Here is a 24,445-nt window from a genome sequence, read left to right as displayed (position 1 = left end):
GCGATCACAGCTCGCCGCACAGCGCGTGATCGACCAGTGTGCTCGCCGCATTCTCCTGCGCCCGAATGTGTTCGGGGGTATCGCCCAACGCTTCGGACATGGACACGACGACGCTGCGTGCGCCGTCGGCGGTGACGCCGTTGTGGGTGATGTAGCCGCCGTCGCCACCCTCGTGGCCCCAGTAGCTGCCGCCGCAGCTCAGCGGGCGTTCGACCAGGCCGAGCCCGTACCGTCCACCGGGCCACAGCTGCTGCAGGTCCTCGCTCACCGGGACGGTCTGGCGCATGTGGGCCAGCTGTTCGGCGGGCAACAGGCGCCCCGTGAACAGAGCGCGCAGAAAGAGATTCACGTCGCGGGTGGTGGTGACGAACGACAGGATGTCCGGATCCACCGGGATCTGTTCGGTGACATCGACTTCCGCGTCGGGCCCGAACAGCTGATACGCCCTGGCATGCGGCACGGGCAGGGTGGGGGAGGTGCCCGCCCAGCTGGTCTGGTCGAGGCCGAGCGGGCGCAGGATGCGGTCCTCGATCTCCTGGTGCACCGGACGGCCGGTGACCTGGTCGATGATCATGCCGAGCAGAACATAGCCGGTGTTCGAGTACCCCCAGCCCGTGCCGGGCGCGAAGTCCGGCCGATGCGCCATGGCTCGGGCGACGAGCTGCTCGGGCGTGTACACGTCGTAACGCTGCTCGTAGTACTCCTGCGGCGTGGTGTATCCGGGCAGGTCGTCGTGCAGGCCGCTGGTGTGCTGGAGCAGGTGGCGCACGGTGATCCGCGAGCCCTCGTTGCCGTTGCCGCGCACCACCGCGGGTAGCCACCGGTCGACGGTGTCGTCCAGGGACACCCGGCCCTCGGCGGTCAGTTGCAGCACCGTCGTGGCGACGAACGCCTTGGCCGTGCTCGCCAGCCGGAAGTAGCCGTCCGCCGGGACCGGACGGCCGGTGGTGCGGTCGGCGGTGCCGCTGGTGGCGACGGTGTGCCGCCCGTCCGGTGCGATCATCCTGGCCTGGACGCCGCTGACGCCGAGGGCGTGGAGGGCCGCGGTGTCGCGGCGGAGCTGGTCGGCCGGTGTCGCGTGGGCGATGACCTGCCCGCCGCCCGCGAGCAGCGTCGCGACCCCGGCCACCAGCACGAACCTACGCAGATGCATGCTTGACACCCTTGCATCGCAAGGCCTTTGGGCACATCAGGGACAACCCGGACCCGAGTCCCCGAATCGCTGTGACCACGGTGCGGCCCCGGCGAACCGGAAAGATCGATGACCGAGGTCGAGCTCCGACCGCAGAAGGCTCCGGCCCGGTATTCTCGATCGAAACATCCTGTGTTCTAAGGACTCTCAATGGATGAACTGATCATCGCTGCCGGGTCCGCCTTGGTGACCGCGTTGACCACCCAGACTTGGACACAGGCGCGGGATGCGATCGTGGGCCTGTGGCGGCACGGTGATCCGGAGGAGGCCGAGGAGGTCGGGCGCGATCTCGAACGCCAGCGCCCCGGTCTGGAAGCAGCCCAGGCCGCGGGCGACACCACCATCGAGGCCGTGCTGGCCGAATCATGGCAGCACCGCCTCCGTCGACTGCTCCAGCACGACCCGGAACTGGCCGTCGAACTGCGGCGAGTCCTCGACGAGAACCTGCGGCCCGCAGCGCCGGGCGCGGTTCCGGTCGAGGACCATTCGGTGACGCTCAACGCGGAGGTCAGCGGCGGTATCAGCATCCAGGCCGGGCGTGACGCCCACCTCTCCGGTCCGCCACCACTGCTGTGACGGCCGAACCGCCCCGGGTCGAGCTCGTGGCCTCGGTGGACGGCGGCACCAGCATCCAAGCCGGCCGCGATGTCCACGCGACCATTGTCCAGGAGACGGCGCTCGCGCCACGGGGACCGGCCGTACATCTGTTGCCGCGGGACCTGCGCACGCTGGTCGATCGGGAAGAAGTCATCGCGTCCCTGGTGACCGGCGCGGCGAGTGGGCACACCGCCATCGGCACCATCAGCGGCACGGCGGGGATCGGCAAGACCGCGGTAGCCATCCGGGTAGCGCATGCTCTCGTACCGCACTACCCCGACGGCCAGTTCTTCGTCGACCTCCGCGGCCACCGGCCCGGAGCGACACCGGCCGAACCCGCCGACGTGCTCGCCACCCTCCTGATCGATCTGGGCATCCACCCGCGACACATTCCCGACGGCCTGGACGCCCGACGCGATCTGTGGCGGGATCGCGTCAGCCATCAGCGGATCCTGGTCGTCCTCGACGACGCGCGCGATCAAGGGCAGGTCGACCCCCTCCTGCCCAGTGGCAGTCACTGCTTCACCCTCGTCACCAGCAGGCGCCGCTTCGTCGCCATGGACGACGCCGTCCCGACACCGCTGGACATGCTGCCCACGGAGGATGCCGCCCAGCTGTTCCGGAATCTGTCCGGACGCCGGACATGGCCGGCGGCGGATCTGGCCGCGGTCGTCCAGCTGGTCGAGTGCTGCGAGGGCCTGCCGCTGGCCCTGGTCCTGCTGGCCGGTCGCCTCGCCCATCATCCGAGCTGGTCGATCGCGGACTACGCCGCGGAATTCACCGGGGCCGAGGATCGTCTGGGTGAATTGACCTCCGGGACCCGCGCGGTCGGCGCGGCGTTCGAGATGTCGTATCGCGCCGTTCCCACCGGACGGCAACAGTTCTTCCGGCGGCTGGCCCTGCATCCTGGAACCGACATCGACGCGCACGCCGCGGCCGCTCTCCACGACTGCAGCGTCGCCACCGCGCGGCGCGAACTCGAAGCGCTCTACGAGGATCACTTCGTCGACGAGAAGTCACCTGGCCGCTTCCGCACCCACGATCTGCTGCGGGAATACGCGCGCACCCTGCTCGCGCGCGATCCCGCGCTCGAATCCGCCGAAGCGGTGCGCCGCCTCATCGCCCACTATGCCGACATCGCCGAACTCGCGGAGCAGTTTCTGGGCGCCACCACGCGCCCTACCCGCCGAGCGGGTGTCGGGACTGCCCCAACCGGCCGTTCCGGCCCCCGTGACTTCGCCGCCGCTCTCCGGTGGCTGCGCGCGGAACGCGCCAACCTGCTCGCTTGCGTCGAGTATGCTTGGGGCATCGAACATTTCGAGCACCTCTTCCGGTTGACCTCGTCCCTGGCGGGCCTGCTCCGGTTGGACGGTCCCTGGGAACAGGCGGCCCGTCTGCACAGCAGGGTCGCCGAATACGCGCGGACCGGCGGCGACCAGCTCGCCTACGGCAACGCCCTCAATGATCTGGCCGTCGTCCGTGATCTCACCGGTGCACACGCCGAGGCACGAGATCTGCTGACCGAAGCGCTCGAGACCTACCGTCGGATCGAACATCGGACCGGAGAGGGCAACGCCCTCAACAACATCGGTCACGTGCTGCACGAACTCGGCGAGTTCGACCACGCCCGAAGCCTGCTGCGAGCGGCGCTGGCGATCTTCGAGGAGTCCGGCGACCGGCTCGGCCGGGCCACCGCCGGATACAACCTCGGACTCGTCGCCATCATCACCGGCGACTATCGGACCGCTGCCGCCGAGCTGACCGCCGCCCGCGAGCTCTATGCGGCGATCGATCAGCCGCTGTGCCTGGCCGAGACGGTCAACGAACTCGGCACGCTGAGCAGACTGAGCGGCGACTACCCGGCCGCCGTCGCCTATCACGAGCAGGCACTCGACCTGTGCCGCACCATCGGCAACCCGCTCGGCGAGGCGCAGGCCCTGCACGCGATCGGCATCCTGCACCAGATCACCGGCGACTACCCGGCCGCGATCGAGGTGCACCGCAGCGCCGTGGCCGCGTTCCGGCAGTTGGGCAACCGCAGGGGCGAGGCCGACGCAGTCCACCACCTCGGCATCGGTCACCGGCTGGCCGCCGACTACCCCGCGGCTGTCGCCCAGCAGGATGTGGCGAGCGCGCTCGCCCGCGATACCGGGAATCCCGCCTTGCAGGCGAACTGCCGGGTCGAACAGGGTCGCGTCCACCGGCTGACCGGTGATTTCGCCGCCGCCACCGAGCTGCTGGCAGACGGAGCGCGGCTGCACGCGCAGGCCGGTGACCTGGTCGGCGAAGCCTACGCACTCGGTGAACTCGGACTCGTCCTGCGACGTCGCGGCGACTACCGACAGGCCCTCGACCTCCAGACCCGCTCGCTGACCATCGGACGCGAGGTCGGCCATCGCATCTGCGCGTCCAGCGCGCTCGTCGAGCTGGCCCATCTGCACTGCACGGCAGGCGATGCCGAGGCTGCCACCGCGCACGCCGATTCGGCACTGGCCGACTACCGTGCGGCGGGCGACCGTTTCGGTGAAGCGAACGCGTTGGTCGCGCTCGGTCGGATCCGCGATCTGGACGACGACCGCGACGAGGCGGGTCGACTGTTTTCCGAGGCACGCGACATCTACCGCTCGGTGGGCACGCGCGCCGGTGAGATCTACGCGGTCAACTTCCTGGCGGGGCTCGCCACACGCGGCGACGACCTCGACACCGCTGCCGAATTGTTCACCGGCACACTCGCCGACGCGGCCGGACTGCACGATACGTACGAGGAAGCGCACGCACTGGCCGGGCTCGCCGAGGTCGCGCGCCGGCGCGGGGCCATCGACGAAGCCCTCGCGCACCTCTCGGCCGCGGTCGCGCTCTACGACCGGCTCGGCGCCGCCGAACACGACGATGCCACCCGGCGCCTGGTCGCGTGGCGCGTCGCTGCCGCCCAGGACTGACGCCCAGGGGCCGGTCCCACAGGTGTTCGGCGAGCGCCGCGCTGTCGCCGGGCCAATCCGTCCCTCGGCGAGGGGAATTCAGTGTCGACCAGGCCGCCGTGTAGGAGTGCGTCAGTCGAGGACGGCGTAGGCCTCCACTTCGACGAGGACATCCGGTTCGAAGAGGTAGTCGACGCCGATGGCGGACACCGGGGGGAGGGGATCGGGGAGGGCGAGTTCGGTGGCGACCTGGTTGATGCCGTCGAGGAAGTCGGTGTATTTGTCGGGAGTCCAGTCGGTGACGAAGAACCTGAGACGGACGACGTCGGCGAAGGTGGCGCCCGCCCCGGCCAGGCCGCGGGCGGTGTTCCGCAGGGCATGGGCGAGCTGGCCCGCGAGGTCACCGGGGGCGACCGGGTTGCCGTCGGCGTCGCGGGCGATCTGACCGGCGACGTGGATGTGGCGGGTTCCGGTGCTGATCGAAACATGGTGGTACGGAACAGGACCGAACATCTTCGGCGGGGTGAGGAGCTGCACGGGCACGGTGGTTCCCTTCGCGGATCGACTAGGTATCCCTTGTATACGTGGTATTCGAAGGGCACTTCAACGAGACTAGGTGTCATGCAGGAAACCGACGAGGCCGCTCAGCTCACCGCGCAGCACCGTGAGTTGCTCGACCAGATGCTCGACAAATGGTCGTTGCAGATCATGGAGGCGCTGTGTGATCAGCCGTTGCGGTTCAACGAGCTCCGCCGGGCGATCCCGGAGGTGACACAGAAATCGCTCACCTCGGCGCTGCGTCGTCTCGAACGCAACGGCATGGTCGATCGAGTGATCACCCACACCCGGCCCATCGCTGTCGAGTACCGGATCTCGCCGATCGGCCGGACCCTGCAGGGACTCATCGACGCACTGCTGCTCTGGACCACCGACACCCTGCCCGCGGTCCAGCAGGCACGTGCGCGCTTCGACGATCACCAGGGCGAGAACGACCCCGGGACGCTGCGATAGCAGACCATCCCGCCGGGGTGCGACCGCGATGGCCGCACCCCGGGAACGGGCATCAGGCCTGGGCGTACTCGGTGGCGACGTCGAGGATCCAGGTCACGCCGAAGCGATCGCGCAGCATCCCGAACCCGGGCGCCCACTGCGCCGGGCCGAAGTCCTCGATGACGCTCGCTCCGTCGGCGAGGCGTTCCCACAGCGCGCCGACCTCCGCCACGGTGTCGCCGCGGACGGACAGGAAGAACCGCTCGGCGGTCAGGGTCGTGCCGTTCTCGCGGCGGGTGGTCGGCTGGTCGAGGGCGACCGGCGCGTCCGTGCCCGGCACGTCGTAGGCCATGACCCGGAACCCGGTGTCGGCGACGATCTGACCGAAGACCACCTTGGCGGCATCGGGCAGCGCCGCGGGCATCCCGAAGTCGCCGTAGGTGGCGACGGTGAGCTGCCCGCCGAACACCGACTGGTAGAACTCCAGGGCGGCACGGGCCTGACCGTGGAAGTTCAAGTGCGCGACAGTGTTTACCGACATGGTGAGCGGTCCCTTCGGAAGTGGTTTCGTCGCCGGAGGCTCCGGCGACAAGTCCACCGTGTCAGCAGTACCGGACAGGGAACGTCCGCTATTCGTGGCAGGCTGGTCAGCATGCCGATCGCGTCCTCGACCGTGACCTCTCGTCGCCTGCTCGCGCTGTTGTCCCTGTTGCAGGTCCACCGCGACTGGCCGGGTGCGGTGCTGGCCGAGCGGCTGGCCGTGAGTGAACGCACGGTGCGGCGCGACGTCGAGCGGCTGCGCGAACTCGGCTACCCGATTCACGCGGCGAAGGGCCCCGACGGTGGTTACCGGCTCGCGGCGGGGAGCGCAATGCCGCCGCTGCTGTTCGACGACGACCAGGTGGTCGCGCTCGCGGTGGCGCTGCGGGTCGCGGTCGGAACAGGCGCGGAGATCGAAGAGGCCGCCGCCCGTGCGCTGACGACCGTGCGGCAGGTCCTGCCAGCGCGCCTGCGTCACCGTGTCGACGCGCTCGACGTGACCGCGGTCGAATCGGCAGGACGCGGAACAGATCCGCAGGTCGACCCCACTGTTCTGCTCGTCCTGAGCGCCGCGGTGCGCGCCGCGGAGGAGGTCCGGTTCGACTACCGGTCCGCGGCGGGGACACCCGCGCAGTCGCCGCCGGCGCGGCGGGTGCAACCACACCACCTCGTGGCCCGCGGTGGTCGCTGGTATCTGATCGGCTGGGATCCCGAGCGGCAGGAGTGGCGAACCTACCGCGCCGATCGGATGGTGTTGCGCATCCCCAACGGCCCCCGCTTCACCCCACGCGAGGTGCCGGGTGGCGACATCGCCGCCTTCCTGTCCGCGCGGTTCAAAGGGTCCGGCACCGAGAACATCTGGCCGTGTCGCGGCGAGGTGATTCTCGACTTGCCCGCCGCCCGGGTGGCACCGTTCGCCGGCGACGGCACCGTCGAGGAACTCGACTCCGCGCGCACCAGGCTCCTGACGGGTTCCTGGTCCTGGGCCGCGCTCGCCGCGACCCTGGCCCGATTCGACACCGAGATCGAAGTCATCGGGCCCGACGAACTCCGCGACGCCTTCGCCACGCTCTCCCGGCGCGCCGCACGCGCCGCCCGCCCGAGGCCGTGACCCTATCCAAAGATGTTGGGTACTGGGAGAATTCATCGGGCGGGAGCGGTGGCGGAGTCGATGACCACCAGAATCGCGTCGCGGCGGTTGCCGGTCTCGCCGGGGAACCGGCCGACGCAGGCTGGCGGACAAGCGGACGGCGTGGGCCGCCGGACTATCGGAGGCAGCCGCGCGCATGCGGATCGTCGGGTAAACCTAATGCCTGAGTGGTTTCACCAACGCCGGGCAGTGGTGCTCATGCGACTTCAGCTCCTCGGGCAGTGGGGGCGGTGAAGGGGTCGATGCCTGCGCTGACCCGCTTGTTGTGGGCCGCGAACGCACCGTAAGACCGGTAGACGACGAGCATCGCCAGCCCCCAGGTGAACAGTGCGAGGGTGTAGAACAGGGTGTAGTGGGCGTCGTCGCCGGGGATCCGCCAGAAGTCATAGATCGAGGCGACGGCCACGTTCAATGTGGTAGCGCCGGCCACCGCCCCGGCGTGTGCGCGCTCTCCGATCTGCCAGAGTCTCCAGGCGAAGTAGCACAGGAAGCCGGAGGTCGCGAGCGCGGTGATCAGGAAGAACACCTTGCCGGGGGTGCCGATCTCCTGGGCGTATTCCGAGAGGAAGAACCCGAGAACGGCGGCGAGGGCGAAGGCGCTCACCTCGACGCGAGCAGAAGGCTGGTACCCGTGGGTGACGACGAGCAATCCGAGGACCAGGATCAGCGTGAACCCGATCGAGCGCGAGAACGCGTCCAGGAAGAAGGCGATGTGGAACATCGGGGAATCGGGGCCGGCCATCGTCAACCCGTAGATCAGGAAATTGACTCCCGACATGCCCATGATGATCCATTCGAGGCCGATCAAATAGTTGTGATGTCCCCGAATGAATTTCACGCCGCAGATGAGTCCGATGGCGAGCATCCAGATGTCCGCCGCCGCGAAGAGTACCTCGCGCATCCTCGCGCCTCCTTGAGTGTGACCGTGATCTCGTGCGGCTTCCACAGTGGCGGGCTTGCGGGGACTCCAGCTACGTCGACGTGCAACCACATATCGCGAGGGCTGCAACACACTGCACCACGGATCCCTGGCCTGGGAATGACGTATGAGCGGCGGCCTCAGGTCGCCAGCTGCGAACTCCCACGCTGAAGCTTCGACTGGAACGTCTCATCGTGGCGCTATAGAGGACACCACCCACTCGAGAAGGTCGATTCACGGGCCGCGGTGCAACTGGTCGTCGATGGCCTGCCGCCCAGTGCAGTGGCTCGGTGTCGACGACGTGGTTCGTTCGCGTGTGATGATCTCCCAGATCCATCCCGCGACATCGGGCGTCGGTGTCTGCGGCAGTTGATCGAGCCAGTAAGTGATGACAGCGAGCATCGCTCCGGCGAGTGCGGCGGCGTCGACGGCGGCGGGAACCGGGGCTGGGGTCGGTGCATGCTCGTCGAGGAGGCCGATCCCTTCGACGAGGATGGTGGCGAAGCTGCGGCCCAGCCGAGCGTGGACTGCGGCTGAACCGTGCGCTCCGAGCACATTGCGATAGAGCTGGGCGTGGTCGCTGATGTGCTGGAGGTAGTCGATCAGGAATTGTGGCGGCGTATCGGGTAGCCCGTCGTCGAGGCCTTCGGTGCGCAGGGAGACGCCGGCGTCGAGCGCCTGTCGCTCGATGGCATCGGCGAGCAGTGTCTCCTTGTCGGTGTAGTGGTCGTAGAAGGTGCTGCGGCTCACGCCCGCGCGTTGGGTGATGTCGGAGATCGAGATGCCGTCCACCGGGCCCTCGGTACCGAGTTTCAGGATCGCGCCTTGCAGCAGCCCGCGGCTGCGCAGCACACGCGCGTCATCGGGTGCGGGTTTGCGCTGGGCCGTCTGCTCTCGATTCACCTGTTCACCTTCCCATCTTTGGTTTCTGTGCTGCGCGACACGTTGACCTACCCTCACCTCTTCCTTCTATCCTACAACTGTAGGCAATCCTACAATTGTAGGTAAACGGACGTATGTAGGTTAATTCTTCTGGAGGGGTAGGCATGGCTCGTGCTCTCTATCGCCTGGGCGATCTGTGTTTCCGTAACCGGTGGTGGGTGATCGCGGCCTGGTCGCTGGTCACTGTCGTCATTGGCACGGTCGGGCTCACGCTGGGCGCCAAGGTGTCCGACAAGTTCGAGATTCCGGGTACCGAATCCGATCGCGCCCAGCAGGTGCTGACCGACAGCTTCGGAAAGGGCGCGCCGACGACACCGGGTGAGGCGGCCGCCCGCCTCGTCGTGCGGGCACCGGCGGGGCAAGGGCTGCCGCTGGAACGGATCGACGCTGAGTTGTCGACGCTGAACGGGGTCCGGGGCATCGAGTCGGTCAGCCCGGCTTCGCTCACCGTTGCCGAGCGCGGTGATGTCACCTTCACCGATATCAGCTTCGCCAGGCCGGTGGATCCGGCGGCGAAGGCCGCGGTCGACAAGGTGCACACGACGTTTCAGGCGATGGGTTTGCGGCCTTTGCTGACCGGCGGTCCGTACTACTCGGAGGCGTCGTTCGTCGGTCCGGCCGAAGCGGTCGGGGTCGCGATCGCGATGGGCGTGTTGCTGGTGACGTTCGGGTCGTTGCTGGCCGCGGGTCTGCCGATCCTGGTCGGACTGGTCGGTGTCGCTGTCGGTACCGGTGGGGTGGTGGCGTTCTCGACCTTGTTCGACGCGTCCTCGGCGACACTGGCGTTGTCGTTGATGCTGGGCCTGGCGGTCGGTATCGACTACACGCTGTTCATCGTTTCCCGCCACCGTCAGCAGCTCGCCGACGGCATGGCGGTGCGCGAGTCGGCGGCTCGCTCGATCGGTACCGCCGGCAGCGCAGTCGTCTTCGCCGGTGCGACAGTGCTCATCGCCCTGTGTGGTTTGTCGATCGCCGGAATCCCGTTCCTGACCGGCATGGGCTTGGCGGCGGCGGCCTGCGTCAGCGTCGTGGTGACGCTGGCGATCACTTTGCTGCCGGCGCTGCTCGGATTCGCCGGTGAGCGGCTGATTCCCCGCGGGCGCGGGCTGCGCGCGATCGAGGGGGCGCGGCGGCCCAATCGTTGGGGTCGGATAGTCACCGCACATCCGATCGCCACGCTCGTCACCGGGATCGCCGCGCTGGTGGTGCTCGCGCTGCCGGTGGCCGACTTGCGGCTGGGATTGCCGAATGCGGGTCAGGACCCCACGGGAACCGTGTCACGCACGTCCTACGACGTGCTCGCCACGGCCTATACCCCTGGGCTGAACGGGCCGTTCGTTGCCGTCGTCGAGGGGAAGAATGGCCGTATCCACGCCCAAGCCGAGGCCGCGGTACAGCGGATTACCGCATTGCCCGGGGTCGCGATGGTTCTGCCGCCGGAGATCAACCACACCGGCGACACGGCACAGTTCGTCGTCGTCCCCACTACCGCACCCGCTTCCGAACACACCGCCGACCTGGTGCGCGCCATCCGGGAAGCCGCAGGGACCCTACATGCCGAACAGGGGGCGGCTCTGCACCTGACGGGTGAGACCGTGATCGGTATCGATGTGGCCCGCAAGCTCTCCGATGCGTTGGCGCCCTTCTTGCTCGTGGTGGTCGGGCTGGCGCTGGCTCTGCTGATGCTGGCGTTCCGATCGGTGCTGGTTCCGCTGACCGCAGCACTGGGATTTCTGCTGTCGCTGGCGGTCGCCCTCGGCGCGACGACCGCGGTCTATCAATGGGGCTGGTTCGGCTCGATGCTGAACGTGCACCATCCCGCCCCGATCCTGGCCTTCCTACCCATCCTGCTCATCGGTGTGCTGTTCGGCCTGGCGATGGACTACCAGGTCTTCCTCATGTCCCGAATGCGGGAAACCTACGTCGGCGGCAAGAGCACGGCGCTGGAGGCGGTGCGCATCGGATACGCCGGCAGCGCCCGCGTCATCACCGCCGCGGCGGTGATCATGATCGCGGTCTTCGCAGGATTCCTGTTCAGCCACAACACGATGATCGGGCCGATCGGCTTCGCCATGGGCATCGGCGTGCTGTTCGACGCACTCGTCGTCCGCATGACACTCATCCCGGCGGTCATGGCCCTGCTCGGCCGCCACGCCTGGTGGCTACCCGCACCACTCGAACGCCTGATGCCCCACGTCGACATCGAAGGCGAAACCCTGCCCGCACCAGCTGCGGAGCCGGGTCGAAGTGAGGATGCACGGCGGCAGCCAGGCCGGCACCGGGGTGCTATCGGACTGTCGGAGACCGAGGTGTGCAACGTGCACCAGTCTCAGGTGCATCCTTGGGCACCACGCTGTATTGGGCACACGCCGCCGCAGGCAAAGTGGCATTACGCCGGCGGTCGCGAACCGCGGGTATTCCAGGAACCCACGTCGGACACAGAACTCCGTGGTGAACAACAACGTCCGACCTCATAGCTGTGTGGGTGAGTCCGTTCAGTCAAGACGAAGGTGAAACCATGGCATCGACGGCAAACAGCCGGTCACGGCTCTTGCGTAAGGTAACGCGGTCGACGGATGTGCGGGAGATCCTGCAGATCGTGGCCGAGGACGGGGCGGTGATCATCCGCGAATTCCTGTCGGCCGATCAGGTCCGCCGGTTCAACGCCGAACTCGACCCCGCACTGGGAGATGTCGCGGCCGGATCGCAGCATTGGAACCCGATCATGCAGGAGTTCCACGGCGCCAACACCAAACGCATGACCGGCCTGGTCGCGCAGAGTCCGACATTTCGCAGCGAAATCCTCGATGATGACCTCCTGCACGCCCTGGGTGAGGGAACATTCCGCGATCAACTGGGGGACTGGTGGCTCTCGACCGGGCAGGTCATTCAGATCGGTCCCGGTAACCGGGCCCAGTTCCTGCATCGCGATAACGAGAACTATCCCGCCTTCGCTGCCATGGGCAGGTACGCACCCGAGGTGAGCGCCAATCTCCTTGTCGCGCTGACCGATTTCACCGACGCCAATGGCGCGACCCGAGTGCTGCCGGGAACTCATCTGGCCGACGACTTCGGGATGCGCGGAGATCCCGAAGACACTGTCGCGGCCGAGATGAGCGCCGGTGACGCCTTGTACTTCTCCGGAAAGGTCTTGCACGGGGGCGGCGCGAACCAGACCCACGACCAGTGCCGACGGGCAGTGAGCATTGCCGTTCAGGCATCGTTTCTGACTCCAGAGGAGGCACACGCGCTGCTGATCGACCGAGACACGGTCCGCGAACTCTCCGTGCGGGTCCAGAAACTACTCGGCTTCCGCTCGCAGTATCCCGTGGGATCACCGGGCCTGTGGACAGCCGATGCCCACGAGATCGCTGATCGCCTGGGCCTCTGACACACCCGCTCGACGGGCCGCCACGGCAGTGCCACAAGCGCCGGCGCGGCCCACCACAGCTCAACGAATCAGGAACCACTACATGCCTACTCGCGACACCACCAATTCCCAGCTGACTCCCGTCCGCGCCGTCGTCCTCGACGACGACGGCAAGATCACGCTCAGGGACGTTGATCTGGCGCCCCCGGGTCCCGGCGAAGTACAGGTCCGGATCGTCGCGGCCGGGGTCTGTCATTCGGACCTCCACGTCACCACCGGCGCATGGCAGGTACCGCATCCGGTTGTCCTGGGGCACGAAGGATCAGGGATCGTGACCGCGATCGGCGACGCGGTCGATGACCTCGAGATCGGCGACCACGTCGTGCTGTCGTGGGTGCCCGGCTGCGGGGACTGCCGCACCTGCCGTGCCGGACGGCCCGCGCAGTGCGCACTGGTGGCCACTGTCGTCGCGCCCGGCGGGGTGCTCTACGACGGCACGACCCGCTTGTCGGACGCGACCGGCCCCATCCACCACTATCTCGGAGTGTCCTCGTTCGCCGAGGAAGTGGTGGTCCCGGCCTCCGGCGCCATCAAGATTCGCGACGACGCCCCACTCGAGGACGTCGCGATCATCGGCTGCGCCATCGCTACCGGTGTCGGTGCGGTCCGCAACACCGCGGCCGTCCGGCCGGAGTCCACCGTCGCTGTGATCGGCTGCGGCGGAGTCGGTCTGGCGTGTATCCAGGGCGCGAGACTCGCGGGGGCAACCCGCATCGTCGCGGTCGACGTCGTGGCCGACAAACTCGAGCTGGCCGTCACACTCGGAGCGACCGACACCGTCGATGCCGCCACGGTGCCCGACGTGGTCGCCGCACTCCGTTCGGCCGTCCCTGACGGCTACGACTACGTGTTCGATGCGATCGGCAAGATCCGCACCACCGAGCAGGCGATCGCCGCACTCGGGCTCGGCGGCGCGGCCGTGATCGTCGGCCTTCCCGCGCAAGGCGAATACGCGACCTTCGATCCACTCGCGCTCGCCGAAGCCGACCAGCGCATTCTCGGCTGCAATTACGGCTCGTCCATCCCGCACCGCGACATCCCGGAACTGGTGGACGAGATGATGGCAGGCCGCCTCGATCTAGCCTCGATGATCTCCGCCCGTCGGCCGTTGTCGGAAGCTGCCGACGCCCTCGCCGACCTGGCCGACGGCCACGCCCTGCGCCAACTCCTGCTGCCCGGCCGCGACGCCGGCGAGGGGCTGACGGACTAGTCCGGCGCCGACAATCGCCCGTTATTGCCGACAATCGCTACGGCGGGGGAGTTGAGGCCGTCGTGGCGGTTCTCGGAGAGTCGGGTGCAATCGAGCCACCGATGGTGAACAGTGCACCCATGGAGGAACTGTGGCCCATGCCGAGCGAGCGGGTGTGTGCGCTGATGCGCGGCGTTGCCGAACGAATCCTGCCCATCACCGAGGAGCTCGTCGACGAGGTCTTCTCCGCCTCCCAGCTCAGGACCCAATACCAGTTCGTCGTCGAGGATCCGGTGCTCGCAGCCGGGGACCGGCGCATGCACAAGACGTATCTCATCCACTGGCTCACCGCGACCATCCAGAATCCTGGTCGGCGCGTTCCGCCGTGCGAGGATCCCGAGACTCTGAGTTTCGCCCGTGACCTCGTGCGGCGAGGGTTGGACACCAGTGATCTGGGGTCGTGGCGTGCCGGCCAGCGGGTCTCGTGGCGACGGTGGACCGACGAGTGTTTCGCCGCGACCAGTGATCACGAACTGCTGCGTGAGACCTTGCAGGTATCGGGGTATTCGATCATCACCTTCGTCGATGATTCGATGGCGGCTCTGGCCGAATATGTCGAAGCCGAACGCACCGACCTCGCCCGCAGCGCCCACGCCGAACGGCACGCCACCGCGCAGCTGTTGATCGAGGGCGCCCCTATCAGTCGTGCGCGCGCTGAGGCGCGCCTAGGCTATGCCCTCACCGGCACCCATGTGGCCGCCATCGTCTGGGTGGACTCCAGTGAACGCTCCGAGTCCCTCGAGGCAGCAGCCGAGCACGTGATGCGGGCCTGCGGCGCCGGAAGACGTTTGACCTTGGTGGCGAGCTCGAATGCACTCTGGTTGTGGATTCCCACCGATCAGGTCCCATCGGCGTCGAAGCTGGAAACATTGTCGGGAGTACGGGTGGCGTTGGGCCGGCCCGGACGCGACATCGAGGGCTTTCGCCGCACCCACCTGGATGCGGCCACCGCACAGCGAGTCCTGGCACGGCTGGGTTCGGCGCGCCAGGTCGTACGCTACGAAGACATCCAGCTCGTCGCGGCCCTGTCTGCCGACCTGGCCCAAGCCGAACAGTTCGTCACCGACACCCTCGGCGAATTCGCGACCGCCGACACCGTGCTGCGGGAGACCGCCCTGACCTACGTGCAAGAGCGTTTCAACGCCACCAGCACTGCCGAGCGCCTGTTCACCCACCGCAACACCATCGAGCGCCGCCTGGCCCGCGTCGACCGGCTGTTGCCGAAACCACTGTTCGACAATGCGACCAGTGTGGTCGCCGCACTGATGTATCTGCAGCTGCGCGACGACCATTGACCATGTCGCCGCCGGATCTGGAAAAGACCGGCTTGGCAACCCGCGAGCCTTTCGAAGTTAGCCGGTGAGGTCGTAATTCGGTGGCGAGAATTCGCCGCAGCAGCCTTGCGGCGATCGGGATGAACCGACCTCAGGAAAGCTCGATCGATGACCCGTAGGTGACGGTGCTCGAGAAGGCGGTTACCGACCAAATTCGCAGTAACGGCCGATTTCGTCGCCATGCGCTGAACTAATGAAATTCTCGCATGCGCGCTGCCTGGCGACTCGGCTTCGCCGGCGGCCACACCGCGAAGCACCCTCGTCCATCGCCGATGTGACACACCGCATCACCCACTCGCGGCCTACTCCGCTCGGCGGCGGCCGACGACTCGGTCGTGACGCCCCCGGCTACGAGTTCCGTCCGGTGAGACCCAAAACGCACGGTGTGCACTGTGCACCTATCGAAGTCTCCGGTGGGGGCACAGCGCTGTAGTTGGCGACGCAGCGCCGAGGGGAAAGTGGGTTAACGCCTAACCAACGGAAAATGGGGTGAATGTGATGAACACGTCGACGATCGTCAACGAAGAGTTCGACATCGTGATCATCGGTGCCGGAATCTCGGGAATCGGCGCCGCCCGCTACGTCACGAAAGCCTTCCCGAACAAGCGCGTCCTCGTGCTGGAAAGTCGCGACAATATCGGTGGAACGTGGGATCTGTTCCGCTACCCCGGTATTCGATCCGATTCGGATCTGCACACCTTCGGCTACGAATTCAAGCCGTGGAAGGACAGGGCCGCGATCGCGGACGCCCCCCTCATCCGCGACTACCTGCGCGAAACCGTGCAGGAGAACGACCTCGAAAAGCTGATCCGCTTCCGGCACCGAGTGATCTCGGCCGACTGGTCCACGACCGAGGCGGCCTGGACACTGCGGGTCCGGATCGACAATGGCGGCGACTCGATCACCCACCAGCAGATCAAGGCGAACTGGGTCTTCGCCGCGACCGGCTACTACCGCTATGACGAAGGCTTCACCCCGCATTTCGACGGACGTGACGACTTCGGCGGCGACATCCTCCATCCCCAGCACTGGCCCGAAGACTACGACTACGCCGGCAAGAAAGTCGTGGTGATCGGTAGCGGCGCCACCGCGATCACGCTCGTTCCGTCGATGGCCGCTGGCCGGGGCGCGGCTGCGCACGTGACCATGCTCCAGCGCACACCGACCTATGTAATGTCGCTGCCCCGGGTGGACTCGCTGGCGCTGACACTGACGAAGCTATTCGGAGAAAAGCGCGGCTACGCGCTGACCCGGTTCAAGAACATCTGGCTCGACCGGAGCGTCGTGAAGGGCCTGCGCATGTTCCCCCGGGCCGGGCGTTCGCTGATTCGCCGCGTCAACAAACGCCTGCTGCCGAAGGGCTTCGACGTCGACACCCATTTCAACCCGCCCTACGATCCGTGGGACCAGCGGCTGTGCCTGGCACCCGACGGCGACTTCTTCGCCTCGATCCGCAACGGCGACGCCTCGGTGGTCACCGACAAGATCGTGCGATTCACCCAGACCGGCATCCTGCTCGAATCCGGTCGCGAGCTGCCCGCCGACGTCATCGTCACCGCCACGGGGCTGAACCTGCAGCTGCTCGGCGGCATGGACCTGCAAGTCGACGGCACTCCGGTCGACCTCGCCGAATCGATCGCCTACCGCGGCATGCTGCTCTCCGGCGTCCCCAACTGGGCGATCGCCGTCGGCTACACGACCTCGTCGTGGACGCTGAAGATCAGCCTCATGTGTCGCTACTTCTGTGACCTGCTCGCGCACATGGACCTCCACGGCTACGACACCGCGGTCGCGGTGGCCGAGCCCGGCATGCAGACCAGGCCCGTGCTCGACATCAACGCCGGGTACGTACTGCGGTCCCAGCACACCGTGCCCCGCCAAGGAACCGAACTGCCCTGGCGGATGGGACTGTCCTACCCCGAAGACGCCAAACTCCTGCGGGGCGCGCTGTTCGACGAAAGCCTGCACCTCAGCGCCAGCACCGACCAGCCCTTCACCGGCGACACCTCTACTTTCGGGCAACTGACCGGCGCGGCACAGGAATCCGGCAATGTCTGAGCGGTCCGAGGTGCGCACGGATCAGTTCACACGCCTGCCCAACGGCATCCGTGTCTGTTATCGCGTCGACGGTCGGCCGGGCCAACCCGCGGTGCTGCTCATCGGTGGTCTCGGTGAGGACCTGACCATGTGGTCCCAGCACTTCGTGACAGCACTCGTATCCCGCGGTTTCCTCGTCATCCGGATGGACAACCGCGACAGCGGCCGGTCGACCTTCGTCTCCGATCCCGCCCCGGGAGTACTACGGCTGGCCTCGTCGCGCCCCCGCTCGGATGCCTATACCCTCACCGACTGCGCCACCGACTGCGCATACCTGATCGCGCACCTCGGTATCGGTCCGGCTCATCTGGTCGGGCGATCGATGGGCGGCATGATCGCGCAGACGGTCGCCGCCGAATTCCCCACCCACGCAGCGTCATTGACCTCGATCTACTCGACAACGGGCAACCCGACGGTCGGGCGAGCATCGCTGAAGACGACCTGCATCCTTGCCACTCAGTCGCCCAGGACGAAACCGCAGGCGATCAAAGCGCACCTGCGCCTGACCGCCAACTTGGCAGGCGCGGGCTATCCCCTCGATGAGCTCGCCGAGGCCGAGCACGCAGCCACCCAATGGGACAGAACAGCCGGTGACGGCCCCGCAGGCATGCAACGTCAGCTACAAGCCATCCTGGCCTCCGGCGACCGCACCGCCGAGCTGCGCACGATCCAGGTCCCCACGCTCGTCATCAACGGTGAACGTGACCCCCTCGTCGACCCTTCCGGGGGCGAGGCCACCGTGGCCGCCATTCCCAACGCCCGCCACCTCGTCATCGCAGGAATGGGTCACCACATCCCTGACTCGCTGGTCGATCTGATCGTCGAACGCATCACCGCGCATATCGACAAGCAGCGCGCCACGCAGAAGCCGACCCGTCGTCGCGGACGCGCCACTGCCACAAGGCGATCTGGAGGAAACCGATGAACATGAGCACCGATACCGGCGCCGTCGACGAGATCGCAGTTTCCACGCAGTGTGGTGCCACCAGCCACGGTTCGCTTCCTCGCCCACTTCGGGCTCAAACGGCGGTCCACGCAGCGTAGCGACTCGATCGATTCTCCCACCATCTCGACCGCCGCATCGCTGACAGGAATCCCCGCCTGCCCAGAGTCCGGCGCTGTCCGCTTTCCGATAGACAAAGGAGTCACACCATGAGCGAGCAACTGACAGCCGACGTCGTCATCGTCGGTGCCGGAGTATCGGGTCTCACCGCAGCCCGCCGACTCGAGCAAGCCGGACATTCCGTCGTCGTGCTCGAAGCCGGCGACCGGGTCGGCGGCCGCACCCTCAACCTCGATGTCGCCCCCGGCGTGATCACCGAGGGCGGCGGGCAGTGGGTCGGACCCGGCCAGGACCACGTGCTGGCGCTGCTGGACGAACTCGGCCTCGACACGTTCAAGACCTACGTCGACGGCAAGTCGATCTATCTGCGCAAAGGCAAGAAGAAGCTGTACAAGGGCACGATCCCGCCGTTGAACCCGATGGTGCTGGCCGACTACGCCCAGATGCAGCTGCGGCTGGAGCGGATGGCGAAAACCGTCCCGCTCGACGCGCCATGGAACGCCCCCGAGGCCCGCCGCTGGGACAGCATCACCTTCGGCCAGTGGATCGACGCGAACTCCTTCACCAAGGAAGTCCGGCTGCTGTTCAAGCTGGCCTTCACCGTCACCGATGGCGAAGACCTGCACAGCACCTCGCTGCTGGTGCAACTGGCCCGCATCGCCGGCTGTGGCGGGATCGAACACCTGGTCAACGTCACCGGCGGTGCTCAGGAATCCCGGGTGGTGGGGGGCACCCAGCTGATCTCGACGCGCATGGCCGAAGCGCTGCGCGGAAACGTCTTGCTCGATTCGCCGGTCTCGAACATCACCCAGGACGAGACCGGGGTGCTGGTGTCCTCCGCCCGTGCCGATGTTCGCGCCGACCAGGTGATCGTCGCGATGGCCCCTTCGGACGCCAACCGCATCCGGTTCGCGCCGGACCTGCCCACCCGCCGGGCCATGCTGCAGCGCCGCTGGTGTAACGGCACCGAGAGCAAACTGTTCGCGATCTATGACCGACCGTTCTGGCGCGACAAGGGATTCAACGGCCAGGCCATCACCGACCTGCGAGTCGCCAACTACGTCGTCGACAACTCCCCGCCCGACGGCAGCGTCGGCATCCTGCTCACCTTCCTCGGCACCGCCGGATCCGGATACGGCCTGCACTGGAGCGATGAGATCCTCGACAACCCCGAGGTGCGCCGCGCGATGTTCCTGGCGGACCTCGAGACTCTTTTCGGTCCCGAGGCCGCCCACCCGCGGGCCTACCTGGAAAAGGACTGGACGCACGAACCGTGGATCAGCGGGTGCGTCAGTTCCCGCCCACCCGGTGTGATCACCCAGTACACCGACGCCGACCGCCGACCGGTCGGGCGCATCCACTGGGCAGGCACCGAGACCGCCACCGTCAACCAGGGCTACATCGACGGCGCGGTGAGCGCGGGACAGCGAGCAGCCGAAGACGCCGGCCGCGCACTGTCGCAGAACACGCCGACCTCGCCCGCCGTCCCCGTCACCACCGCACAACACTGAGAGGGAATCATGTCGATCGCGCTGTTGCGCAACTACATCGATGGCTTGTTCGTGGCCTCGGCATCCACCGAGGCCCTGGACCTGGTCAATCCGGTCAACGAGCGCGTGGTGGGCCGATCACCGATCTCGACTCGTGAGGACGTCGAGGCGGCGGTCGCTGCCGCGTCACGAGCGTTTGTCACCTGGGGTAAAACCACCCCGGCCTTCCGACAGACGGTGCTCTTGAAACTGGCCGACGCGATCGAGGCGCACAGCGACGACATCGTCGAAGCGCAGTGCCGCAACACCGGTCAGCCGCGGGCGGTCATCGCGACCGAGGAGGTGGCGGTGGCCGCCGACCAGCTGCGCTTCTTCGCCGGAGCCGCCAGATTGCTCGAGGGGAAGGCCGCGGGGGAGTACATGGAGGGATTCACCTCCTACGTGCGGCGGGAACCGATCGGGGTCGTCGGTCAGGTGACGCCGTGGAACTACCCGTTCATGATGGCGATCTGGAAGATCGGACCCGCCCTGGCCGCCGGTAACACCGTCGTCCTGAAACCGAGCGACACCACACCCGAAAGCACCCTGGTCCTTGCCCGGCTGAGCAAGAACATCCTGCCCGACGGGGTCTTCAACGTCGTACTCGGAGACAGCAGCACCGGCGCGGCGCTGGTGTCACGTCCCGCTCTCGGCCTGGTCTCGATCACCGGGTCGGTGCGGGCCGGGATCGCCGTCGCTGCCGCGGCAGCAGAGCAGGTCAAACGCGTACACCTCGAACTCGGCGGCAACGCGCCGGCGGTGGTGTTCGCCGACGCCGACATCGACAAGGCGGCCGCCGGCATCGCCGAGGCGGCCTTCTTCAATGCCGGACAGGACTGCACCGCCGCTGCCCGGGTCCTGGTCCACCACTCCGTCCACGATCAACTCGTCGAGACGCTGGTGAAAAAGGCGGAGGCCCTGCGGCCGGGACTGCCCGATGACCCGAATGCCTACTACGGCCCGTTGAACAACATCGACCACTTCACCACGGTGACCGACAGACTCGACGCGCTACCATCGCACGCCCGAATCGTCTTCGGTGGCAAACGGGTAGGAGACCTGGGCTACTTCCTCGAACCCACCATCATCAGCGGCGTCCATCAGCACGACGAGATCGTCCAGCAGGAGACCTTCGGGCCGGTGCTGACCGTGCAAGCCTTCACCAGCGAGTCCCAGGCCATCGACTACGCCAACGACGTGCACTACGGCTTGGCCTCGAGCGTGTGGACTCGCGACCACGGCACCGTCGAACGCCTCACCCGGGCACTGGACTTCGGCGCGGTATGGGTGAACTGCCACATCCCGCTGGTCGCCGAAATGCCACACGGTGGATTCAAATACTCCGGATACGGCAAAGACCTTTCCGCCTACAGCGTCGAGGAATACACCCGGATCAAGCATGTCATGAGCACCCTCCACTGACGGCTGGACAGCCCTGCCCCTGCGTAGGCGCCGCCCAGGCGGGGTTCTCGCCAGGATTTACTCGAATCACATCGGTGTGGAGCAGAGTTCGACCACTGGCACCTGAACGACATCCCTGCTCGCCGCCGGACCGTCCGCGCGAACCATTTGCCGATTCCGAGGCCGCGCGGCGCCCTCCGATCCATTCACCTGGAGTTCTCTGATGACCGATATCGCCTATCGTCTCGCGCAACAGCGCTCTCTTGTCACGGCGTTGCCTGGGCCGCGTTCAGCCGCACTGGCACACCGGCGCGGCCAGGCCGTCGCGGCCGGGGTCGGGTCCGCGGTACCGGTGTATGCCGCCGACGCCGATGGCGGGGTGATCGTCGACGTCGACGGTAACTCCTTCATCGATCTCGGCTCAGGGATCGCGGTGACCACCGTCGGCGCCGCCAACCCAGAGGTAGCCGCCGCCGTGGCCGAGCAAGCCCGCCGTTTCACTCACACCTGTTTCATGGTCACCCCCTACGAGGGATACATCGAGGTCGCCGAACACCTCGCGGCCTTGACCCCGGGCGCACACGACAAGCGCACGGTCCTGTTCAACTCCGGAGCCGAAGCCGTGGAAAACGCCGTCAAGGTGGCGCGGCTGGCCACCGGCAAGACCGCGGTCGTCGCCTTCGACCACGCCTACCACGGCCGCACCAACCTGACCATGGCACTGACCGCCAAGTCGATGCCCTACAAGGCCCAGTTCGGGCCGTTCGCGCCCGAGGTCTACCGGATGCCGACCTCCTACCCCTACCGCGATCGGCTGACCGGCGAACTCGCCGCACGCCGCGCCATCGAACAGATCGACAAGCAGATCGGCGCCCAATCACTGGCCGCGATCATCATCGAACCGATCCAGGGCGAAGGCGGCTTCATCACCCCGGCCCCGGGTTTTCTTCCCGCACTGGCGGACTGGGCCAAACAGCACGGTGTCGTGTTCATCGCCGACGAGGTGCAGACCGGTTTCGCCCGCACCGGCGCCTGGTTCGCCAGTGAACACGAGCAGATCGAGCCCGACATCATTACCATGGCCAAGGGCATCGCAGGCGGTATGCCCCTGGCCGCGATCACCGGCCGCGCCGAACTCCTGGACGCGGTGCATCCGGGCGGTCTCGGTGGCACCTACGGCGGCAACCCGGTGTCCTGCGCGGCCGCCCTGGCCACCTTGCGCACGATGCACGACCTCGACCTGCCGGCCCGGGCACGGGCCATCGAGCACGCGATCAAACCACGGCTGCAGGAAGCGGCCGATCGGACCGGAATCATCGGCGACGTTCGTGGCCGCGGCGCGATGCTGGCCATCGAGATCGTCCACCCAGACACCACCGATCCAGACCCCGACCTCACCAAATGGATCGCCGCCGAAGCCCTCGCCCAAGGTGTGGTTTTGCTGACCTGCGGCACCCACTCCAACGTGATCCGGTTGCTGCCGCCCCTGGTGATCAGCGACGCCCTGCTCGACGAGGCCATCACGGTGCTCGACGACGTCCTGCACGCCGCGGCAGGCAGCCGATGACCGACATCGACGCCTTCCTGGCCACGCTGCCGACCGACCTGTGGATCGGCGGGCACCAAGTTCCGGCGGCCGGCGGGTCGCGGTTCCCGGTCTACAACCCGGCCACCGGAAAGATCCTGGTCGAAGTGGCCGACGCCGACACCGCCGACGGTGCACAGGCCCTGTCCATTGCAGCCGCAACGCAACCGGCGTGGGCGGCGACAGCGCCACGACGGCGCGCGGAAATCCTGCACCGAGCATGGGAATTGGTGACCGTACGCCGACACGACTTCGCACTGCTCATGACCCTGGAAATGGGCAAGCCTCTACCCGACAGCTACGCCGAGGTCGGCTACGGCGGTGAATTCCTGCGCTGGTTCGCAGAGGAAGCCGTTCGGATCAACGGCCGCTACACGTCCTCGCCATCGGGGACCGGTCGAATCCTGGTGACCAAACAGCCCGTCGGTCCGACCTTGGCAATCACGCCGTGGAACTTCCCGCTGGCCATGGGCACCCGCAAGATCGGCCCCGCGCTCGCCGCCGGCTGCACGATGGTGGTCAAACCCGCCTCCGAAACGCCGTTGACCATGCTGCTGCTCGGCCAGATTCTCGCCGATGCCGGTCTGCCGGCCGGTGTCCTGTCGATCCTGCCGACCTCGCGATCAGCGCAACTGACCGACCCGATGCTGGCCGACCCGCGCCTGCGCAAGCTCACCTTCACCGGATCCACCGCGGTCGGTAAACACCTGCTCGCCCGCGCAGCCACCTCGGTGCTGCGCACCTCGATGGAACTCGGCGGCAATGCGCCGTTCGTTGTGTTCGCCGATGCTGATCTCGACGCCGCGGTCGAGGGGGCGATGGCCGCCAAGATGCGCAACACCGGCCAGGCATGTACCGCCGCGAACCGCTTCCATGTCGACAACACGGCCCGCGACGAATTCACTGCTCGGCTCACCGAACGCATGCGGGTGCTTACCATCGGCCCGGGCCACCTCGACGGCGTGCAGGTCGGCCCGCTGATCACCGACAAACAGCGACGTGCGGTCGACGAACTGGTGACCGATGCCGTCACCAGGGGTGCGCTAGTCACCACCGGCGGCGCCTACGCCGACGGCGACGGCGACGGCTACTTCTACGCCCCGACCGTGCTGACCGGCGTCAGCGCCGACGCACGCATTCTGCGTGAAGAGGTATTCGGGCCGGTCGCCGCGATTACCGGCTTCGATGGGGAGGAGCAGGGCATCGCCGCCGCCAACAACACCGAATACGGTTTGGCTGCCTACATTTACACCCGTGACCTGCACCGAGCACTGCGGGTATCGGATGCACTCGAAGCCGGGATGGTCGGTGTGAACCGCGGGATCATCTCCGACGTCGCTGCCCCGTTCGGTGGCATCAAGGAATCCGGCCTCGGCCGGGAAGCCGGTAGCGAAGGTATCGACGAATACCTCGATACCAAATACGTTGCACTGCAATAGGGTTTCCGGTTCCGGTCACGAACCGCGGTCCGCCCTCGCGGGCGAGCCGCCGCACGCTCGACGAGCCGGC

At 67.2% G+C, this 24,445-nt stretch carries 19 protein-coding genes; 14 read left to right on the top strand and 5 right to left on the bottom strand.

The features are described from left to right. Positions 1 to 4 precede the first annotated feature (4 nt). Positions 5 to 1,153, bottom strand: coding sequence for a serine hydrolase domain-containing protein (locus tag ACFVW6_RS17885; RefSeq protein WP_378828815.1), 1,149 nt, complete (start codon positions 1,151 to 1,153; stop codon positions 5 to 7). A 189-nt stretch (positions 1,154 to 1,342) separates the two neighbouring features. Between ACFVW6_RS17885 and ACFVW6_RS17880 the strand changes: the two genes are divergently transcribed. Beyond that, positions 1,343 to 1,768: a hypothetical protein gene (locus ACFVW6_RS17880; protein ID WP_378828813.1), complete on the top strand. Its 426-nt coding sequence runs from the start codon at positions 1,343 to 1,345 to the stop codon at positions 1,766 to 1,768. After that, positions 1,765 to 4,728 (top strand): tetratricopeptide repeat protein, encoded by a 2,964-nt coding sequence (locus ACFVW6_RS17875; RefSeq protein WP_378828811.1) that lies wholly within the window; start codon positions 1,765 to 1,767, stop codon positions 4,726 to 4,728. The genes ACFVW6_RS17880 and ACFVW6_RS17875 overlap by 4 nt, the downstream gene beginning before the upstream one ends. A 111-nt stretch (positions 4,729 to 4,839) precedes the next feature. On the opposite strand, the gene ACFVW6_RS17870 is transcribed toward ACFVW6_RS17875, so the two are convergent. Further along, positions 4,840 to 5,250 (bottom strand): RidA family protein, encoded by a 411-nt coding sequence (locus ACFVW6_RS17870; protein ID WP_378828809.1) that lies wholly within the window; start codon positions 5,248 to 5,250, stop codon positions 4,840 to 4,842. 78 nt (positions 5,251 to 5,328) lie between these two features. On the opposite strand from ACFVW6_RS17870, the gene ACFVW6_RS17865 reads away from it, so the two are divergent. Next, positions 5,329 to 5,718, top strand: coding sequence for a helix-turn-helix domain-containing protein (locus tag ACFVW6_RS17865; protein ID WP_355272565.1), 390 nt, complete (start codon positions 5,329 to 5,331; stop codon positions 5,716 to 5,718). A 52-nt stretch (positions 5,719 to 5,770) separates the two neighbouring features. Here ACFVW6_RS17865 and ACFVW6_RS17860 read toward each other — a convergent pair whose 3' ends face one another. Further along, positions 5,771 to 6,238, bottom strand: coding sequence for a VOC family protein (locus ACFVW6_RS17860; RefSeq protein WP_378828807.1), 468 nt, complete (start codon positions 6,236 to 6,238; stop codon positions 5,771 to 5,773). Positions 6,239 to 6,349: 111 nt separating this feature from the next. On the opposite strand from ACFVW6_RS17860, the gene ACFVW6_RS17855 reads away from it, so the two are divergent. Continuing rightward, entirely contained in the window at positions 6,350 to 7,348 is a 999-nt protein-coding gene (locus tag ACFVW6_RS17855) for a helix-turn-helix transcriptional regulator (protein WP_378828804.1), read from the top strand. Between the two features lie 235 nt (positions 7,349 to 7,583). Here ACFVW6_RS17855 and ACFVW6_RS17850 read toward each other — a convergent pair whose 3' ends face one another. Both ACFVW6_RS17850 and ACFVW6_RS17845 read right to left on the bottom strand, forming a co-directional pair. Then, positions 7,584 to 8,288: a transporter gene (locus ACFVW6_RS17850; RefSeq protein ID WP_378828802.1), complete on the bottom strand. Its 705-nt coding sequence runs from the start codon at positions 8,286 to 8,288 to the stop codon at positions 7,584 to 7,586. Between the two features lie 252 nt (positions 8,289 to 8,540). Continuing rightward, entirely contained in the window at positions 8,541 to 9,158 is a 618-nt protein-coding gene (locus tag ACFVW6_RS17845; protein WP_378828800.1) for a TetR/AcrR family transcriptional regulator, read from the bottom strand. A 194-nt stretch (positions 9,159 to 9,352) separates the two neighbouring features. On the opposite strand from ACFVW6_RS17845, the gene ACFVW6_RS17840 reads away from it, so the two are divergent. The 10 genes from ACFVW6_RS17840 (at position 9,353) to ACFVW6_RS17795 (ending at position 24,375) form a co-directional block, all read left to right on the top strand. Further along, positions 9,353 to 11,725, top strand: a complete 2,373-nt coding sequence (locus tag ACFVW6_RS17840; RefSeq protein WP_378828798.1) for an MMPL family transporter — start codon at positions 9,353 to 9,355, stop codon at positions 11,723 to 11,725. Positions 11,726 to 11,766: 41 nt separating this feature from the next. Next, positions 11,767 to 12,639 carry a phytanoyl-CoA dioxygenase family protein gene (locus ACFVW6_RS17835; protein WP_378828796.1) on the top strand — a complete coding sequence of 291 codons (873 nt, stop codon included), beginning with the start codon at positions 11,767 to 11,769 and terminating at the stop codon, positions 12,637 to 12,639. Between the two features lie 82 nt (positions 12,640 to 12,721). After that, entirely contained in the window at positions 12,722 to 13,888 is a 1,167-nt protein-coding gene (locus tag ACFVW6_RS17830; protein ID WP_378828794.1) for a zinc-binding dehydrogenase, read from the top strand. Positions 13,889 to 14,007: 119 nt separating this feature from the next. Continuing rightward, positions 14,008 to 15,222 (top strand): PucR family transcriptional regulator, encoded by a 1,215-nt coding sequence (locus tag ACFVW6_RS17825; RefSeq protein ID WP_378828792.1) that lies wholly within the window; start codon positions 14,008 to 14,010, stop codon positions 15,220 to 15,222. Between the two features lie 537 nt (positions 15,223 to 15,759). Beyond that, positions 15,760 to 17,319, top strand: coding sequence for a flavin-containing monooxygenase (locus ACFVW6_RS17820; protein ID WP_378828790.1), 1,560 nt, complete (start codon positions 15,760 to 15,762; stop codon positions 17,317 to 17,319). Then, complete coding sequence (locus ACFVW6_RS17815) at positions 17,312 to 18,283, top strand: alpha/beta fold hydrolase (RefSeq protein WP_378828788.1); 972 nt, start codon at positions 17,312 to 17,314, stop codon at positions 18,281 to 18,283. The genes ACFVW6_RS17820 and ACFVW6_RS17815 overlap by 8 nt, the downstream gene beginning before the upstream one ends. Positions 18,284 to 18,510: 227 nt before the next feature. After that, positions 18,511 to 19,932 carry a flavin monoamine oxidase family protein gene (locus tag ACFVW6_RS17810; RefSeq protein WP_378828785.1) on the top strand — a complete coding sequence of 474 codons (1,422 nt, stop codon included), beginning with the start codon at positions 18,511 to 18,513 and terminating at the stop codon, positions 19,930 to 19,932. A 9-nt stretch (positions 19,933 to 19,941) separates the two neighbouring features. Further along, positions 19,942 to 21,372, top strand: a complete 1,431-nt coding sequence (locus tag ACFVW6_RS17805) for an aminobutyraldehyde dehydrogenase (protein ID WP_378828783.1) — start codon at positions 19,942 to 19,944, stop codon at positions 21,370 to 21,372. A 202-nt stretch (positions 21,373 to 21,574) separates the two neighbouring features. Then, positions 21,575 to 22,918, top strand: a complete 1,344-nt coding sequence (gene gabT, locus ACFVW6_RS17800) for a 4-aminobutyrate--2-oxoglutarate transaminase (RefSeq protein ID WP_378828781.1) — start codon at positions 21,575 to 21,577, stop codon at positions 22,916 to 22,918. After that, positions 22,915 to 24,375 carry an NAD-dependent succinate-semialdehyde dehydrogenase gene (locus tag ACFVW6_RS17795; RefSeq protein ID WP_378828779.1) on the top strand — a complete coding sequence of 487 codons (1,461 nt, stop codon included), beginning with the start codon at positions 22,915 to 22,917 and terminating at the stop codon, positions 24,373 to 24,375. The genes gabT and ACFVW6_RS17795 overlap by 4 nt, the downstream gene beginning before the upstream one ends. Positions 24,376 to 24,445 lie beyond the last annotated feature (70 nt).

It is taken from the genome of Nocardia sp. NPDC058244 (assembly GCF_042882065.1).
Lineage (GTDB): Bacteria > Actinomycetota > Actinomycetes > Mycobacteriales > Mycobacteriaceae > Nocardia.
This window is presented reverse-complemented; position numbering and strand designations above follow the sequence as displayed.